This window comes from Tenacibaculum sp. ZH5_bin.1 (assembly GCF_042865525.1).
Classification (GTDB): Bacteria; Bacteroidota; Bacteroidia; order Flavobacteriales; family Flavobacteriaceae; genus Polaribacter; species Polaribacter mesophilus.
In genome coordinates, this window is record NZ_JBEGIO010000001.1 from 354,012 (window position 1) to 372,083 (window position 18,072).

At 31.5% G+C, this 18,072-nt stretch carries 13 protein-coding genes; all 13 read right to left on the reverse strand.

Annotated features, from left to right (window positions below; all coding sequences use genetic code 11):
* The 13 genes from ABHQ57_RS01635 to ABHQ57_RS01695 all read right to left on the reverse strand — a co-directional run bounded on the left by ABHQ57_RS01635 (position 1) and on the right by ABHQ57_RS01695 (position 18,005).
* Positions 1-2,277 (reverse strand): penicillin-binding protein 1A, encoded by a 2,277-nt coding sequence (locus tag ABHQ57_RS01635; RefSeq protein ID WP_167712547.1) that lies wholly within the window; start codon positions 2,275-2,277, stop codon positions 1-3.
* Positions 2,277-2,762 carry a gliding motility lipoprotein GldH gene (locus ABHQ57_RS01640; protein WP_073182415.1) on the reverse strand — a complete coding sequence of 162 codons (486 nt, stop codon included), beginning with the start codon at positions 2,760-2,762 and terminating at the stop codon, positions 2,277-2,279. Before ABHQ57_RS01640 ends, ABHQ57_RS01635 begins: the two co-directional genes overlap by 1 nt.
* Positions 2,752-4,188: a regulatory iron-sulfur-containing complex subunit RicT gene (ricT, locus tag ABHQ57_RS01645; RefSeq protein WP_159488807.1), complete on the reverse strand. Its 1,437-nt coding sequence runs from the start codon at positions 4,186-4,188 to the stop codon at positions 2,752-2,754. Before ricT ends, ABHQ57_RS01640 begins: the two co-directional genes overlap by 11 nt.
* A gap of 228 nt (positions 4,189-4,416) precedes the next feature.
* Positions 4,417-6,108 carry a glutamine--tRNA ligase/YqeY domain fusion protein gene (locus ABHQ57_RS01650; RefSeq protein ID WP_167712548.1) on the reverse strand — a complete coding sequence of 564 codons (1,692 nt, stop codon included), beginning with the start codon at positions 6,106-6,108 and terminating at the stop codon, positions 4,417-4,419.
* Positions 6,109-6,321: 213 nt separating this feature from the next.
* On the reverse strand, positions 6,322-8,172 hold the full coding sequence (locus tag ABHQ57_RS01655; protein ID WP_167712549.1) for a M1 family metallopeptidase: 1,851 nt from the start codon (positions 8,170-8,172) through the stop codon (positions 6,322-6,324).
* A gap of 2 nt (positions 8,173-8,174) precedes the next feature.
* Complete coding sequence (locus ABHQ57_RS01660) at positions 8,175-8,579, reverse strand: hypothetical protein (RefSeq protein ID WP_167712550.1); 405 nt, start codon at positions 8,577-8,579, stop codon at positions 8,175-8,177.
* A gap of 67 nt (positions 8,580-8,646) precedes the next feature.
* A complete protein-coding gene (locus ABHQ57_RS01665) occupies positions 8,647-10,266 on the reverse strand; it encodes a S8 family serine peptidase (protein ID WP_167712551.1) in 1,620 nt (539 codons plus the stop codon).
* 10 nt (positions 10,267-10,276) lie between these two features.
* Positions 10,277-11,122, reverse strand: coding sequence for an MBL fold metallo-hydrolase (locus ABHQ57_RS01670; protein WP_047788132.1), 846 nt, complete (start codon positions 11,120-11,122; stop codon positions 10,277-10,279).
* A 56-nt stretch (positions 11,123-11,178) separates the two neighbouring features.
* Complete coding sequence (locus tag ABHQ57_RS01675; RefSeq protein ID WP_167712552.1) at positions 11,179-12,756, reverse strand: S8 family serine peptidase; 1,578 nt, start codon at positions 12,754-12,756, stop codon at positions 11,179-11,181.
* Between the two features lie 166 nt (positions 12,757-12,922).
* Entirely contained in the window at positions 12,923-13,081 is a 159-nt protein-coding gene (locus ABHQ57_RS01680; protein ID WP_389862043.1) for a hypothetical protein, read from the reverse strand.
* 111 nt (positions 13,082-13,192) lie between these two features.
* Positions 13,193-14,866 carry an AraC family transcriptional regulator gene (locus ABHQ57_RS01685; protein ID WP_167712553.1) on the reverse strand — a complete coding sequence of 558 codons (1,674 nt, stop codon included), beginning with the start codon at positions 14,864-14,866 and terminating at the stop codon, positions 13,193-13,195.
* A 110-nt stretch (positions 14,867-14,976) separates the two neighbouring features.
* The gene (locus ABHQ57_RS01690; protein ID WP_167712554.1) at positions 14,977-15,789 is read right to left on the reverse strand and encodes a thiopeptide-type bacteriocin biosynthesis protein; all 813 of its coding nucleotides are present in this window, start codon (positions 15,787-15,789) and stop codon (positions 14,977-14,979) included.
* A gap of 5 nt (positions 15,790-15,794) precedes the next feature.
* Positions 15,795-18,005: a lantibiotic dehydratase family protein gene (locus tag ABHQ57_RS01695; RefSeq protein ID WP_167712555.1), complete on the reverse strand. Its 2,211-nt coding sequence runs from the start codon at positions 18,003-18,005 to the stop codon at positions 15,795-15,797.
* Positions 18,006-18,072 lie beyond the last annotated feature (67 nt).

The window sequence follows — 18,072 nt, forward strand, 5'->3', positions numbered from 1 at the left end:
CTAAAAATCCGTATCGTCTGGTACTGTTTCTTCTTCTCCTTCTTTAGCTTCTTCAACTTTTGAACAGTCTAAATTAATACTTATATCTTTAGGTTTTTCAAAATTTCCTTTACTAACCTCTAGCGTTTTATCTTCATAGCATTTTCTCATAAATATTCCCCATGTTGGTAGTGACATTGTTGCCCCTTGACCATATCTTAGTCCTGCAAAGTGTGTTGCTCTATCTTCTCCTCCTGTCCATACTCCAGTTACTAAGTTTGGCACCATTCCCATAAACCAACCATCTGATTGATTTTGTGTTGTACCTGTTTTACCTGCAATAGGATTCGTAAATTTATAAGGGAAACCTGTTACTGCATCTCCTCCTGATGTCCATGTTGATCTTAAACGAGCTCCGGAACCTACTTGAGTTACTCCTTTCATTAAATCTAAAATCACATAAGCTGACTCTTCACTTAACACTTCTTTTGTCTCAGGAACAAACTCTTCTAAAACTGTTCCGTTTTTATCTTCAATTCGAGTAACCATTAGTGGACTAACACGTAACCCTTTGTTCGCAAAAGTTGAATATGCACTAACCATTTCTAATAAAGATAAATCAATTGCTCCTAATGCAATAGACGGATTTGCTTCTAATTTGGATTGTATTCCTGAAGACTCTGCTAGTCGAACTACATTTATAGGTGAGACTTTATCAATTAATTGTGCTGTAATCACATTTACTGATTTTGCTAAGGCGTCTTTTAACGTTAATTCACCTCCATATTTACCTCCTGCATTTTTTGGTGTCCAATCTTCTGGCATTCCATATTTTTCCTTCGGAATGGTGTATGGTGTGTTTGGTAATTTATCACAAGGTGACATTTTTAATTGATTAATTGCAGTAGCATATACAAAAGGTTTAAATGTAGAACCTACTTGGCGTTTTTGTTGCTCAACTGCATCATATTTAAAGTATCTATGATTAATTCCTCCAACCCATGCTTTAATGTGACCTGTTTGAGGTTCAATAGACACCAAACCTGAACGCAAGAAGTGTTTATAATGACGTATTGAGTCATAAGGAGTCATTACTGTATCACGTTCACCTTTCCACGTAAAAATACGCATATCAGTAGCTGTGTTAAACACCTTATCTATTTCTTTTTCAGACTTACCTGCTGCTTTCATTCGCTTATAACGGTCTGAATTTTGCTTTGCTCTTCTTATTATTTTTTCTATGTCCTTTTTCCCTATATCATAAAAAGGAGCTTTTTTATTTCTTTTTTGTTCTTTATCAAAATATGATTGAAGGTTTTCCATGTGTTCATAAACCGCTTCTTCAGCATATTTTTGCATACGAGAATCTATAGTAGTGTAAATTTTTAATCCATCTCTATAAATATTATACTCTTCTCCATTTGGTTTTGGGTTTTCTTTAACCCATTCTTTTAAAATACTTCTTAAATGCTCTCTAAAATATGTTGCTAAACCGTCACTATGTCCTTCTCTGTTTATATTAAGTCCTAGACCTAATTTTTGTAATGAGTCTTTTTGTTTTAAAGTAATAAACTCACTTCTATTCATTTGCTTTAAAACAACATTCCTTCGTTGCTTTACCATCTCTTTTCTCCTTAAAGGGTTAAAAAGGGAAGAGTTTTTAAGCATTCCTACTAGCATTGCAGATTCTTCTATATCTAACTCTTTGGGTTCTTTTCCAAAATAAATTCGAGCTGCTGAACGAACACCTACTGCTTGATTTAAGAAATCATATTTATTCAAATACATGGTTATGATTTCTTCTTTAGTGTATTGACGCTCTAGCTTAACAGCTACTACCCATTCTTTCACCTTTTGAAGTACTCTTTTGAAAATATTGCGAGAAGCTTTTCCTGTAAACAACATTTTTGCTAGTTGTTGGGTTATTGTACTCGCCCCTCCACTTCCTGGTTTTAAAACGGCTCTTGCTGTTCCTCTAAAATCAATTCCTGAATGTTCATAAAAACGCTCATCTTCTGTTGCAACTAACGCTTTTACCATATTTTGTGGAATGTCTTTATATTTTATAGGTGTTCTGTTTTCAACAGCGTACTTACCTAAAGTTTTACCATCAGCTGAAATAATTTCTGTAGCTAAATTATTCTCTGGGTTTTCTAACTCTTCAAAAGTAGGTAGTGCACCAAACACTCCCCAAGAAGCTAGTAAAAATAGTAGGCAAACAAATAAGAACCCTCCTAAAATGATACCCCAAAACCATTTAATGTACTTGCTAAAATTTGTTGTTTTTTTCTCTGTCATTACTTTATTTTTTCTATTCTAAACCCTACATGAGTTATTCCTTCTAATTCTTCAATTCCTTCCAACTTTCCATTTTTTCGCATGGCTTGTCGAACCTTAAAAGTATATTCTCCTTTTCGGGGAAACGTTATGTTTTCTTTATAAAAAAGTTTATTCTCTTTAATGTCTGTAAAACCTTGTCCTAAAAATTTCCCTGTAACGTCTGCCATATCATATTCCAATGTATCTATGATTATTTGTCCGTCAGGAAAATTCATTTGCGTAATTAAAAAAAGATTGCTGTATGCATAATCTTTATTATTTCTAAGGTTTATAAAAAGATTTTTCTTACCAATAGAGTCATTAATTGGAAATGTAAACTGTATTGCATTTTTTTTATTCCATGAGCTTTTAGGAAGCGCAATATAATTGTCAAACTCACTATTTGAGTCGCATGAAGCTAATAGTATGGCTACTAAAAAAATGATGCCAATTTTACTTCTCATTATTGGTATTGTTTTTATTATCGCTATTATTTCTTTTTCGTTGATTGTTGTTTTTTCTTCTGGGATTTCTCGGTTTTTTTTGTTGTCCTTGTGGTTTATCAGTTGTTTTACTTTCTGGTTTTGGCTTTCTAGTTTTTGGATTGTTTTTAGGTCTTGGTTTCCTATTATCAACTCTCTTTTTTTCTGTTTTTTGGCCTCCTTCAGTTTTTTCCGTTTTTCCTTGTGGTTTTTTCTTTTGCCTTTTATTTGTTTGTGGCTGTTTATCTACTTCCGCTTTATTTGCTGGTTTTCTTTTTCTACGCCTACTGTTTTTACGACTTTTTTTAGGTGCATCAAAACGCGTTAAACTATCTTGACCTACAACATTCTCAAAATCGACAGAAACCTCTTCAGCTATCTCCAATTCATATTCTTCTAACGGTAACGCAAGTTCATTATTTTTGTTTAATTCTATAATCTCTTGAACTTGATCTAACGATAGTTTATACCATTTAAAACTTTCCTCTTTGTAGGTATACCAAAGTAATTTTTTGAATATGTCCATTTTAACGAAAACAGCATCTCCTTTTTCTGTTTTTAGCACTTTATCTTGCTTCGGAAAGCTTTGTAATGCATCTAAATACGTATCTAATTCGTAGTTTAAACAACACTTTAGTTTACCACACTGTCCTGCTAACTTTAATGGATTTAATGATAGTTGCTGATAACGGGCTGCTGCTGTATTTACTTTTCTAAAGTCGGTTAACCAAGTAGAGCAACATAATTCTCTACCGCAAGAACCAATTCCTCCTAAACGAGCTGCTTCTTGGCGCATTCCTACCTGACGCATTTCTACTCGTATAGAAAAAGCACTAGCTAAGTCGCGAATTAACTGACGAAAGTCTACACGTTCGTCTGCTGTGTAATAAAAAGTAGCTTTGGTTCCGTCTCCTTGATATTCAACATCAGAAAGTTTCATTTTTAACCCTAAACGGCTAATAATTTCTCTTCCTTTTCGTTGTGTTTCTAACTCTCTTCCTCTGGCTTCTTGCCAAACATCAATATCTTTTTGAGATGCCTTTCTGTAAATTTTCTTTACATCATCACTATCTGCAGTAATTTTTCTTTTTTTCATTTGAACTCTTACTAGCTCTCCTGCTAAAGAAACAATACCAACATCGTGCCCTGAAGATCCTTCAACTGCAACCACATCTCCCATGGAAAGGGTTAAGTTTTCAGGATTTTTATAAAAGTGTTTTCGTCCATTTTTAAAACGGACTTCAAAAATATTAAATGGTGCTTCACCTGAAGGTAAAGTCATATTTGATAACCAATCAAAAACAGCGAGCTTATTTCCACTTCCACATGTACCTGTAGCACAATTTCCGTTACTCTTACAGCCATTTGGCACACCGCTTTTGTTAGTTGAGCAACTGCTACAACTCATACGATAATATATTTTTTTGAAATATTTTTTAAACCTGTGGTATTTACAGTATCAAAAAATATTTTTATTATTTGATTTTCAGCTGTATAAAATTTACTTTATAACAACTATCCTTAATCTGTAAAGATACATATTCTAATGAAAAGTGGAAATTGATTTTTTTGTTAAAAAAAATGCTGCTTTTAAGTTAAAAAGCAGCATTTTTTATTTTTTTTATGTCTTTAGGGGCTATTTGTTCTTCTTTGCCCAATTATCTCTTAGTCCAACCGTTTTATTGAATACTAAATTTTCTGCTGTTGAATCATCATCTACATTAAAATATCCTAAACGTTGAAACTGAAAACGATCTCCAATCTTTGCTGTTTGTAAGCTTGGTTCAACGTAAGCCGTAATTTTTTCTAACGAATTCGGATTTAAAAATTCCATAAAATCTTTGTCTTTATGGCTGTCTGGTGCTTCATCTGAAAACAACCTATCATACGCTCTTACCTCAGCTTTTACTGCATGTTTTATAGAAACCCAGTGTAAAGTTCCTTTGACCTTACGCTTACTTTCTTCTGTTCCACTTCCTGATTTTGTTAATGGATCATATGTACAGTGAATTACCGTAATGTTTCCATTTTCATCTTTTTCTACACTATTAGCCGTGATGAAATACGCATTCTTTAAACGCACTTCTTTTCCTAATTTTAAGCGGAAGAATTTTTTGTTTGCTTCTTCTCTAAAATCTTCACGCTCTATATAAATCTCTCTTGAAAATGGAACTTCTCTTGTTCCTGAGTTTTCATCTTCTGGATTGTTTTCAGCAATTAAAATCTCATCTTGATCTTCTGGATAATTATCTATTACCACTTTTACCGGATCTAAAACAGCCATTACACGATTTGCTGTTTTGTTTAAATCTTCTCTAATTTTAAACTCTAGCAATGCTACATCAATCACGTTTTCACGTTTAGAAACTCCTACCGTTTCAATAAAGCTACGTATAGAAGCAGGTGTATAACCACGACGACGTAATCCTGAAATAGTTGGCATACGTGGATCATCCCATCCTGAAACGATTCCTTCTTCAACCAACTTCATCAACTTACGTTTACTCATTACGGTATAACTTAAGTTTAAACGTGAGAATTCTCTTTGTTTTGGTGGTAATGGGTATTCTGATTGACTATATTCATACACATTATCTCTAAACCAATTGTATAGTTCACGGTGAGGTTTAAACTCTAGTGAACATAGTGAATGAGAGATTTGCTCTATATAATCACTTTCTCCGTGTGTCCAGTCGTACATTGGATAAATTACCCAGTCACTTCCTGTACGGTGATGCTCTTTCTTTAAAATGCGGTACATAATAGGATCACGCATTAACATATTTGGTGAAGCCATATCTATTTTAGCACGTAACACATGAGAACCTTCTTCAAATTCACCGTTTTTCATACGTGTGAATAAATCTAAATTTTCTTCAACACTTTTATCTCTATTCGGACCTGCTACTCCTGGTTGCGTTGGCGTTCCTTTTTGCTCAGCCATTGCTTCAGAAGATTGGTTGTCTACATATGCTTTTCCGTCTTTAATTAATTGAACTGCCCAATCATATAATTGTTGGAAATAATCAGAAGAATAGCATTCTTTTTCCCACTGATACCCTAACCAAGCTACATCTCGCTTAATAGCGTCTACATATTCTTGCTCTTCTTTTGCTGGGTTTGTATCATCAAAACGAAGGTTTACTGGAGCATTGTATTTTTCTCCTAAACCAAAACTAATACCAATAGCTTTTGTATGTCCTATATGTAAGTATCCGTTTGGTTCTGGCGGAAAACGAAAACGCAAATTTTCTTTTGGCATTCCATTTGCCAAATCTTCTTCAACAATTTGCTCTAAAAAATTCAATGATTTCTTTTCTTCTGACATCTTTATAAATTATGTACGTGTTCTATTTTTGTTACCTTCTATTGTTCTCTCTTAAAATAGAATCAATTAAGAGCTTCCTAAAAGGTTTAAGCAACAAAATTACATAGAATCTATGAGATAATTACACAAAGAAAATTATGGATTATTTTTTTTAATAAAAAAACGGAAAACCTGTATAGATTTTCCGTTTTAATAATTTTATTTGGTTTGAACTTACTTTCCGAACGAATTGTTTTCTTGATTTACGTCTGCCATTAGTTTTGATGGATCAATTTCAACTAATTTCACTTCTTTTTTTGTTGTAAAAGTGTACGTTGGATGTGCAAAAGTCCAATCGGTAATAACTGTAGCATTGGTTGGTTTCTCTCCACGCATCATACGTAACGGAATATTAAATGATTCTTTTGAACCGTCTGTATACGTTACCTCAACATCAATAGGCATTGGCATTTGACCAATACGTTCTAAGGTAATTTCTTTTCCGTTTACTGATTTTATTCCGTAATCGATAGTATGTGTTGTTTGCGTCCATTCATTTAAATACCAGTCTAACTGAAGTCCTGAAACTTTTTCAGCTGTACGTTTAATGTCATTTGGTGTTGGATGCTTAAAAGAAAAGTCTTCAAAATATTTCTTTAGTGTTTTTGCTACATTTTCTTTTCCAATAATATATTCTAATTGAGATAAGAAAATGTTTCCTTTTGAATAACTCGCAACTCCATACGCTGTATTTGTATGATACCTATCAGCATGTGTTGTTAAAGGTTCTTCAATATTATTTTTTACCACGTAATTATACCCTCGGTAAGATCCTGCATGTGGATTTTCTTTTCCTTCTCCTAAAATTTCATTTTCTGCTTTGTTTGAAATATAAGTAGTGAATCCTTCATCCATCCAAGGGTGTTTACTTTCGTTAGTTGCTAACAAGAATTGGAACCAAGTATGTGCTAATTCGTGTGCTGTTACTCCAAATAAGCTTCCCCATTTACGTTGTCCTGTAATTAATGTACACATTGCATATTCCATACCTCCATCTCCTCCTTGAATAACTGAATATTGCTTGTATGGATACTGACCTATGTGCTCACTAAAATATTTCATTAATTCAGCAGTTTTAGGTTGTAATTTTTTCCAGTTCTCTAGATATTCAGCGTCTAATGTTTTTTTGTAAAGGAAATGTAAATCGATTCCATTATCCATCTTATAAGTATCGTGAATAAACTCTGGATCTGCTCCCCAAGTAAAATCGTGTACGTTTGGCGCAGTGAATTTCCATGTTAATTTATCTCCTGACGGAAGGTTTAACGGTTTTGTTTTGTCTTCGTAACCATGACCTACTTCTTGTGGGTTTTGTACATATCCTGTTCCTCCAACTACATAATTTTTATCAATATGAAGTGTTACATCAAAATTACCCCAAACTCCATGGAATTCTCTTCCTAAGTATGGTGGTGTATGCCAACCTTCAAAATCATATTCAGCCATTTTAGGATACCATTGTGTCATAGATAAGGCAACTCCTTCAGCACTGTTACGACCCGAACGACGGATTTGTTTTGGTACTTGCGCATCAAAAATCATATCGAACGTTACACTTTCTCCTGGTTGAATTGGTTTATTTAATGTAACTTCTAAAATGGTTCCAACAGTTTCGTGTTTTACTACCGAACCATTTTGTTTTAAAGAATTTACTTTAATGTATCCTATTTCTGAAGGTGATAATTTACTAATACGATCTCCTACTCTTCTATCTGGATCTTGAATATTTCTTGAACGAGCATCCATTTGTGAGTTTGGTTGAAATGCATTAAAATACAAGTGATAGAATACTTTATTTAACGCATCTGGTGAATTGTTTGTGTACACCAATTTCTGTGTTCCTTTGTATTGATATGTTTTAACATCCATATCAATATCCATAGTATAATCAACATGTTGCTGCCAATACCCTTGGTTAGATTGCTTGTGTACTTTTGTCTTTGCTACAGTTTTGTTTTTTGTACTATTTACGGTAGCACAAGAAATAACCGGTAACAATAAAAGGCTTAAAATTATTTTCTTCATGTTTAAACTGATTTAATCCCCATTGAGGTTAGTGTTTTCTTAAAATCACTTAGTTCTTTTTCATTTTTTAATACTGGAAAACTACGTCTTTTTCCATTGCGTAATTTTAGAAAAACCCGCTCTCTTCCATAGGTTTTTCTTGTTTCTATTCCTTCAATTTCATTAAGTAAGTATTTAGATTTCCATGATCTTTTTACCACGTAATAAAATATTACTACTACAGAAACTACTGCAAGTAAAAACATAAAAACAAAAAGAGTTTCATTGTTTTTATAACTCATTAAATACAACTGAACTCCCATGTTAATTCCATTAATTAACATTAAAGAGATAATTAACCATGAATGCATTGGCACTTCATCTTTAATTGTTAATTCCTGTGTTTTTTTGTTAAATTCTAGCTGCATGTGTTTTCCTATAACAAAAAAAGAGCATCAAAAAATAATGCTCTTTTTTAGCTTGCTTATACTGGTTTTATTTTCTTCCGTTTACCATTCTATCAGCCATTCTAACTGCATTGTATGCATTTACAACACGTCCTGAAACTGATAATTCTGAAAAAGGCACCATTTCATCTCTAGTTCCTGGCTTAACAACCTCTAAACCTATTTTAGTTCCAGAGTTCATTAAAATGTGCTTTACTTGACTTGCTGTTAATTCAGGATAGTAAGAACGCACTAATGCTGCAACTCCTGCTGCTGCTGGAGAAGCCATTGAAGTTCCACTAATTGATTCATAAGTATCATCTGGAAAAGTAGAGTAAATTTTCACACCTGGAGCAAATACGTCTACGTTCTTTTTACCATAATTAGAGAAGTTTGCTGGTAATGTTTTATCATAATTAGCACTCATTGCTCCAATTGTTAATACATTGTCTGCAATTTCATTCTCTAAATCTGGTGCATCATTAGGGAAAGTTTTCTCTACGTCTATATTTTTACCGTCATTTCCTGCTGCATTTACGATTAATACATCTTTAGACTCTGCATATTTTATTGCATCGTAAACCCACTCTTTGTTTGGTGAAAAAGCCTTTCCAAAACTTGTATTAATTACTTTCGCTCCATTATCAACTGCATAACGAATACCCAAGGCAACATCCTTATCGTACTCATCTCCTTCAGAAACTGAACGTACAGCCATGATTTTTACATTGGCAACCCCGTTCATTCCTTTATCGTTGTTTCTTGTTGCTCCAATAATACCTGAAACGTGAGAACCATGCGCTTCATCTTTTTCAGAATGTCCTGTATTACCATTTCCGTATCCTGGTTTATCATTAATATCATACGCATCATCTCCAACTACTGTACGGTAATTTATTTTTAGGTTATCTCCTTTAATTGTTTTCTTGGCTTTCTCTAATAAACTTGTTATTTCTTTTTTAGCCTTAGATAAAGACAGTCCAAAACCATTCATTCTTTTAGCTGTTTCTATAGCTAAGAGTAAATTAGAGTCAGATGTATTAATTGCTTCAATTTCTTCAATAGTGTAATCTGATTTATCAAAATATTTCGTTAACTCTTCATCTGACTTACTAACCGCTGCTAAGATCTGACTATAACGTTGCTCATTAGCTTTTGCCTCCTTAATTTTTTCTGCTTGATAAGCTTTTACTTCTGCTAGGGTTTCAGCATCTGCAACTTCTGGTCTCATTAGAATACGCTCGTATTCTAAGTGCTCTTTGTAAGAATCTCCTAAAAAGTTCCATCCATTAATATCATCAACATATCCATTTTTATCATTATCAATTCCATCTCCAGGTATTTCCTTGGTATTTACCCAAGCTACATCAACTAAATCCTCATGTTTTAAATCAGTTCCAGAATCAACGACACCAACTACAACTTCTACATTCTTTTTCCCTTTTAAAAACTCATAGGCTTTATTTACACTCATTCCTGGAATAGTATCTGTAGCCAAGTCTAAATGCTGCCAATTTTCTTGCTCATAGTCTGTTAATTCAGCTTTTTTCGCTGGAATGTTCACTACGGTATTACTTCCTGCTGGCACAGGGATTTTGCTTACTGTTTTACAACTAGCCAAGGTAGCCACTGCAATTGCCGAGTAAAATACGGGCTTTAAAACTCTCATAATCTCTATCTTAATTAAAAATATCTGTAAACTTAAATGTTTCCTTTAAACGAACTCCTTTTTCTGTATGCTTTACGGTTATTACTTCGTTGTAAGCATCATGTTCTAAAAACAGGTAAAATTCTTTATCTGCTGCTTCGTTTAAAAAAGCTTCTTTTTCTTTTAAGGTAAGTAGTGGCCTTGTATCGTACCCCATAACATAAGGCAAAGGAATATGACCTGCTGTTGGTAGTAAATCTGCCATAAACACCAATGTTTTTCCTTGATATTCTATTTTCGGTAGCATTTGTTTTTCGGTATGTCCATCTTTGAACAACACATCAAACCCAACATAATCTTTTGCGTTTAGATGTAAAAAGTTTAGTTGTCCGCTTTCTTCAATTGGTAAGATGTTTTCTTTTAAAAAAGATGCTTTTTCTCTCGCATTTGGGTGTACTGCCCAATCCCAATGACGTTGGTTACTCCAAAAACGTGCGTTTTTAAAAGCTGGTTCATACCCCGTTCTATCTTTGTTCCATTGAATTGCTCCTCCACAATGATCGAAATGTAAATGTGTTAAAAACACGTCGGTAATATCATCTCTATGGAAACCATGTTTTGCTAAAGAAGTATCTAATGAAAAGTCTCCATATAAATAATAATATCCAAAAAACTTATCGGACTGCTTATTACCAATTCCTGTATCAATTAGCGTTAAACGATCACCATCTTCAATCAACATACAACGCATGCCCATTGAAATCATGTTGTTTTCATCGGCAGGATTTGTCTTTTGCCAAATTGTTTTCGGAACTACGCCAAACATGGCACCCCCATCTAATTTAAAGTTTCCTGTTTCTATCGGATAAATTCGCATAACTACAAAGATGCAGAATTTTAGCGAATTAATTTGTTAAGGAAAACAAAAAGTGCCTAGTTTCTAGAAATGCTATCTGCCATAATTAAAGCATTGTATGCATTTAAAATTTTCCCTGATTTTGATAAATGATTAAAAGGTGTTGTTTTATTTTTATCTTCTTTTGTTGGTGTACTCACTTCAAAAGTATACTCCAAACCAGAGTCCATTAAAATATGTTTTATCTGAGAGGCTGTTAAGTTAGGATAGTACGAATATATTAATGCTGCTACACCTGATGTGATTGCAGTTGAAGCTGAGGTTCCTTGTATAAAATCAAACTCATTATTTGGAGTAGTAGTATATATATACTCACCAGGAGCAAAAAGATCAACTTCTCCTTTTCCATAATTACTAAATGAAGATTTTAGTTTTTCATCCAAATATATTCCTGACGATCCTATTTTTAAAAAATTATCAGAAACTTCATTGTGGTCAAAATACCCATGATCATTAGGAAACCAAGCATTCTCTTTACCATCTATATTTTCTCCATCATTCGCTGCTCCACTCACTATCAATACATTCTTTTGTTCTGCATATTTAATAGCTTCTAATACCCATTCTGGATGCAACGAAAACTCTTTTGCAAAACTCATATTAATTACATTAGCTCCGTTATCAACAGCATACCGAATAGCTAGAGCTATATCTTTATCATGCTCATCACCATAAGCAGAAATAGCTAAAGGCATTATTTTAATTTCTTCTTTTTGCCCCACATTAACAATAACCCCAGCCATTTTAGTTCCATGATCAAGTAGCTTCGTATTTACATTGCTAAACAAAGGACTCCCATATTTAATATCTTTCAAGTCCTCTTGGTTATCTCCCTGAATACTTCTATCGTTATAGTTTAAATTTAATAGTTTCTTTAACCTTTCCTCTGTCTTCAATTTATAGTCCTCAATATATTCATTTGTGTAATTTATCTTAATAAAGTTTGACTTCTTAAGTATTGCTTCCTGCAATTTTTCTTCTTTTGGATAAATTAATTTTAAACTATCTAATTCTTTTAAATTATAATTATTCTTTTTCAAGTACTCGAATATAATCTCTTCAGCCTCTTCTTTCCATTGTGCAACATTGTTTATATACATTACTTCCTTTTTTGCATATTCTTCCCTTGCTTTATACTTTTCTTTAGCTTTTTGGTATATAATGTAATTCAAAGAATCGTTTGTGGACAGCCTAACAATATCCTTATCTTCAAAAGATGATTCAAACTTCCTTATTAGACGTGTGTATTCATAATTTACAAATTCATTACTATCCCCCTGGTTATTAGACAAAAAATTCCATCCATTAATATCATCTACATATCCATTTTCATCATCATCAATACCATTAGCCGTTTCCTGTTTATTGTACCATAAAGCCTCTTTTATCCCGTCATGATTTATCTCTACAGCCATATCAATTACGGCTATAACAACTTCTTTTCCTTTTTTATTTATCAACAGGCTATCATACGCTCTATTTAAACTTAAGCCAGATAAAGTATCTAATTCTATATCTTTAAAATGCCAATTTTCAAATTCTTTTACTGTTTGAACTTTTTCTTTTTTCTCTATGTGTTTCTCTAACTTTATCAAACTATGTTTTTTCTGACAAGAGTAAATACATACAACAAATATAAATATAAGCTTATAACTGTTTTTTATCATTATGTGATATTAATTAATTAAACGGCATCCAAAAATAAGAAAAAGAGATTTAAAAGTCTCTTTTTCTTTCTTTACAAAAATTCTTGTTTTATACTTATTGAAGAATTTCCCTAGAAGTTTTTTTACACCTATCTCCACCATTTACAATAATAGTTCCATCTGTTCCGTCTCTAGAGTCCCCTCCTTTGATTACTGACATATTAGTTAATTTTGACACTCTAAATTTCTCCAATGTTAATTTTGCTTTTTTCATTTAGTCTTATTTATTTTTAATTACTTAAACTAAATGCAAATGAAAGTAGTTATCTTCTTTTAACTAGCAAAAAAACATTTAAATTAACCAATATTTATAAAAACAGACTAATTAACCTCCCTTTTTTTCAAGCTCTTTTAAAAAGTAAGATGGTTTTATACCATTTAAATTATAAAATGCTTTTGAAAATGATTCTGCATTATTAAAACCTGCCTCTTTAGCTATAGCTTTTACTGTATACTTTCTTAAAACACCATCTTTTTTTAACCTCTCCACTATATAGGAAATTCTTAAATCACTCAAATATGTAGAAAAAGATTTATCTTTATAATAATTAACTACCTTAGAAAGGTATTGAGTATTAGTGTTTAAATCTTTCGCTAGTGAGCTTAGCGTAATGTTATTAGTAATAAATTTTTGTTCTATTTCAAACTCGTTCAGTTCTTCTAAAATAGTCTCTCTAATTTGTTTAGGTATATTAATATTTTCTTTTTTAGTTTTTACGTCTTTAACAATTTTCTTAGAATTAATTATTTCTTCAAATCGTTGTTTGTAAACTCTCTTCTTGTGATATTGATAAATAAAAAGAACCAATAATAAAACCACTACTAAAGAAATCACTACAATAACAGTGTGAAAGAAAATCTTATTTTTCTTCATTTGTTTTATTACAATTTCTTTTTCGGACTTTAATTTTGGAATATCATACTCTCTATAAATTTTTCTATTTAAATATCTTTCATTATAATTAATAATACTATCATATTTAATCAACTTGTTAATATATAAGAGTTGTTTTTTTAAATCATTTTCCTGTTTATATTTATTTATTAAGCTCTCATAAGCCTCTCTGACAAATGGAAAAATCGGTTTTTCTAACTGAAATAAAGAATCTACTTTTTTATATGCTTTTATTTTATTGTTTTCTTCATTAATCCCCTCAAAAGATTTACCTATGTAAAAATAAATGTACGTTAAGTAATTATTTAGTTTTTTTTCTATAAAAAAGGGCTCTTCTTTCTCAAGCAAGTTTAAAGCTAAACTATAATTCTTTTTATGACACTCAACTATCCCTTGAATCATATTTAGGTGATGATACATTAAAGTATCTTTTAATTTCAATGATAGTTTTTTTCCTATTTTAATATAATATTGAACTGAATCTACCTGTTTTGATTCTGTATAGAGATTTGCTAACTCAATAATTGACATTAAACTTCTCTTTTGTAAGTTGTTTTTTTGGGCATATTCTAAATTCTCTTTAACTAAAATGGCAGCTTCGTCATACATTTTCAGTTTTCTTTTAAGTCCTCCTATACTATACTTCGTACTTATTATTAATGGTTCATTATTATGTTCTTTTGCATATTTAATTGCCAATAAGTAATTATCAATTGCATCGTCATACTGATAATTATCTTGATAATAATATGCTTTCGTTAAATAAGACCAAGATGGGTAGTGTTTTATACTTTTGTTAGACATTAAATTAATAACACTATCACTATACTTCAGTACTCTTTCATCATTATACAGACCAGATAACATATAATAACCCGCAGCAATCCTCTGTCTATTATTTTCTCTTTTAGCTACCTTTAAGAAAGCTTTTATATAACTAATTTTATCTTCTTTTTTCTCACTTTTTTCATAGTAAAAAAACAACTCTTCCATGGTTTTACTTGAAAGTGTATCAACTTTACTTTGTCCAAAAGAACTTATGAACAAAAACAAGAAAAAGAATAGTGTAATCTGTTTTTTATGTGTCTTTATTTTATTCTTCATGTGTTTATTTTTATTGTTTTTCAACGGTCACATATACCCCTCGATGTTTAAAATAATCATTCCGCTGTATGTTTAATAATGATTTTAAACATGTTGGTTTCATTACTCTACTAATTTCTTTTACATTTCTTATACAAAAAATCATATACTACCATTTCATACATTCGTTGCTTACTTTTAAATATTCTATTTACAGACATATGAATCAAGCTTCCTACTAAACCTTCTATAGAAACCAATAGTTTCTTCTCTGTTGCTTTGGTTCTAAAAACATTTATGATTTCTTTTTGTGAGGTACTCAATGCAACTGGCTCTATGTTTAAAAGAGCTTCACTTACCTCACTGTACATCACATTCATTTCCTTTTTCATATTCTTATCAGCATTAAATTCTCTTTGAAATTGATTTTTATATCGTTCTAGAAACAACAACTCTTCATGTTTTGAAAAGTTGAAAGTGTTTATAATTTGCTCTAGGTATTTAAGTGTGTAAATAAGCCTGTCCTTATCATCAATCGTTTGTTCAATAAGACTTAAAACTGTTTCACTATCTCTGTAAAAAAAAGTTTCTGCATCGACAATCGTGTTTTTCCCATAACGTTCCAATTCTCTTTTATAGGTTCCTATTTGAACATCCCAAACTTGTTTAGTTTCAATAAAAGACGCTATATGTTTTTGGAATTCTAAAATAACACTCCCAATATTTTCTGTTTCATTTAAATGAAAACGAATTCGTAAATGGTTGTCAGGATCGGTGTAACGAATGAAAAACCATTTATTTATAAGTTTCTTTTCAAAAAGAATTCCTACTAAAGGTTTTACACATTGTAACAACACATTCTCCGCTACTTCTTTTCCACAATATACTTTGTAGTACACCCACTTTTCTCCTGGAAAAAAATTTCTTTTTATTACAACTTCCATTTTCATCAATTAGTTTTATTGTTATAAAAAGATACTACAAATTGATTGCAAAAAGACGTCCCTTCTCTCTTTACAAGCTCATCATCAACAAATAAGAACTCTTCTAACACAAAGTTCTTTTTTCTTTTAACTGCATTGTATAACATTTGAACCGCTGTCTTATTTTCTAAATAAATAAGTAGTCTGTTGTCTCCTTCAACTAACTCAACATAATTGGGTAATTGCAGTTCCTTTTTCCAATTGACCATTTGTTTAAAAAAGTCTTTGCTTTTTAATATTTCTCCTAATTTATCGGTTTCAAGGTTCCATCTAGTTTTAGAAAAAATAATATCTTTATATACTACTCTTGGTAAAAAAGGTAGGTTCAAAAAAGTTGCATTCCAACTAAATCCTATACTAGCTCTTTTATTTTGAGTTTGTAATTCGCACAAAAAATGATAAATCGGCAATGTACTATTGCTATAATTATGAGCATTCCCTAATCTTGGAATTACTTCTTTATTTAATTTTTTAGAAAAAAGTTTAATCTCATCGTTTTTAACAGTAACTAAAATATCACTTAGTGGAATTTCTCTTTCTTTAGCTACATTGGATTTTCCTAAATAAGGAATTTCATAGTCTCTAAAATTAGGACGCTGTAAGATATTTCCTGTTCTAGCCTCTGGCAAATGGACTATTTCAGCTATGACTTTATCCTTTTCAATATTTTTTTCGGTTTCAGCTATATTATTTATGTGTTGTGACAAGCCTTCGCTACCATGACCAAACCTGCCTAATAAATTTATAGCACTGCTACCTCCAGTTCCTTTTATAAACAGTTTTTCTTCACCTGAACTCTTAAACACTTCTATAATTGACGAAAACGTGTCGGGCAAATCGTCCCATCTTTCTTCTATACTTTCAAAATCTTGATCCGTTAATCTAATTGTAGTTTTTCTTTTAGCCAGTGCCTCAAATAACTTCTCTTGTAAAATACTATCTACATCTCTCCAAACTATATGTTTATATCTTTTCTTTTTGGGAGTGTTTACAATTTTATCTAAAAAAGGAGTGTTGTTTTCTTCTTTTTTTCCATAACCAATACCTGTTTCAACATCTAACACTAAACTTAACGGCAACCATTCACTTTCGTAACGTTTTGTATAAGCTCTTTTAAAATCTTCTAACCTTCCACTTGTAGAACGCAATGTCATTTTATTAAAAATCCTTAACGCTTTGTATAGATTGCTTTTATGTTTTCTGTTTAGTTTATTTTGAGTTGTTTTTGAAAAAGTATCCGTTTGGAATAAATACTTGACACCCTTTTTTGGGGTAACCTGTTTGCTTAGTTCCTCAATTTTTTTATATCTAGATGCTGAGTTTCCAAAAGAATCATCTATCTTATTTAAATGATTTGATAATTCCATAAGTTTGTTTTTAAGTTCTTCATTCTCAGAAATCTCAGAAACTTTTTTTATTAAATTAGAAAAGTAATCGCTTCCTGTAACAGTAACTTCAAGTTCAGACACCAAAATCTGATGCTCAATTAACTCTTCTATAAACCCTTTTGCTTCTATTAATTCAATATCATCGCTAACAAGCACTTTTGCTAACGCTGCAATTGTGTTTCCTTCTTTTGCAGCTTCAAGCACATCTTTCAAATAGGTAGAAAACTTAATTCCTTCAATTGAATACGCTCTTTTTTTGTTTTGTATTACATACTCAACATATCTGTAATGTCCTCCTACTCTATATAAGCTTGAATTCGGAAAAAACAGTAATTGTTTTCTAATTTCATCTTTCTTTATCAACTCTAAAGATAACTCTGCTAAAAAAGTGGTATCAAAACGAGTTATTCTTTTATAGTCCTCTATTGCTGCTAATTGAATTGATGTTTTATCACTAAAACTTCCTTGAGAACAAGAAGCAAATAAACCAAAAGGAGTACAACGAGTAGTTATTCTTGTAAAATATTTTAAAATTGTTAGTTCTAAGCTTTCTTTTTTCTTCTTGTCAAGAATTTCTTGATTTTCCCATTTTTGAATTTGCACTACCAATTCAGGAGAAGCTAAAAATAAAGCCTCTCTAAAAATTTTGTTTTGTAACAAGTTTCTAAAATCCGTTTCTAAAACCCCTTCTCTTTCTATTAAACTTTTATAATCAGAAAGAGAAAATAACGGAGTTCTTAAACAATAAGAATCAAAAATTTGATATGGTATTTTATTCTTTTGAGCCAATTTTTAGTGTCTTTATCCTTGCAAATGTAGTTATTATTAAGACAAGCTCATAAAACAGTTAAACCCT

What these genes read in the sequence shown, in the direction of transcription:
- ABHQ57_RS01680 (WP_389862043.1), bottom strand. Translation starts at nt 13,081, where the DNA reads ATGAAAAAAGCAAAATTAACATTGGAGAAATTTAGAGTGTCAAAATTA.
- ABHQ57_RS01685 (WP_167712553.1), bottom strand. Translation starts at nt 14,866, where the DNA reads ATGAAGAATAAAATAAAGACACATAAAAAACAGATTACACTATTCTTT.
- ABHQ57_RS01640 (WP_073182415.1), bottom strand. Translation starts at nt 2,762, where the DNA reads ATGAGAAGTAAAATTGGCATCATTTTTTTAGTAGCCATACTATTAGCT.
- ABHQ57_RS01635 (WP_167712547.1), bottom strand. Translation starts at nt 2,277, where the DNA reads ATGACAGAGAAAAAAACAACAAATTTTAGCAAGTACATTAAATGGTTT.
- ABHQ57_RS01655 (WP_167712549.1), bottom strand. Translation starts at nt 8,172, where the DNA reads ATGAAGAAAATAATTTTAAGCCTTTTATTGTTACCGGTTATTTCTTGT.
- ABHQ57_RS01650 (WP_167712548.1), bottom strand. Translation starts at nt 6,108, where the DNA reads ATGTCAGAAGAAAAGAAATCATTGAATTTTTTAGAGCAAATTGTTGAA.
- ABHQ57_RS01670 (WP_047788132.1), bottom strand. Translation starts at nt 11,122, where the DNA reads ATGCGAATTTATCCGATAGAAACAGGAAACTTTAAATTAGATGGGGGT.
- ABHQ57_RS01690 (WP_167712554.1), bottom strand. Translation starts at nt 15,789, where the DNA reads ATGGAAGTTGTAATAAAAAGAAATTTTTTTCCAGGAGAAAAGTGGGTG.
- ricT (WP_159488807.1), bottom strand. Translation starts at nt 4,188, where the DNA reads ATGAGTTGTAGCAGTTGCTCAACTAACAAAAGCGGTGTGCCAAATGGC.
- ABHQ57_RS01665 (WP_167712551.1), bottom strand. Translation starts at nt 10,266, where the DNA reads ATGAGAGTTTTAAAGCCCGTATTTTACTCGGCAATTGCAGTGGCTACC.
- ABHQ57_RS01660 (WP_167712550.1), bottom strand. Translation starts at nt 8,579, where the DNA reads ATGCAGCTAGAATTTAACAAAAAAACACAGGAATTAACAATTAAAGAT.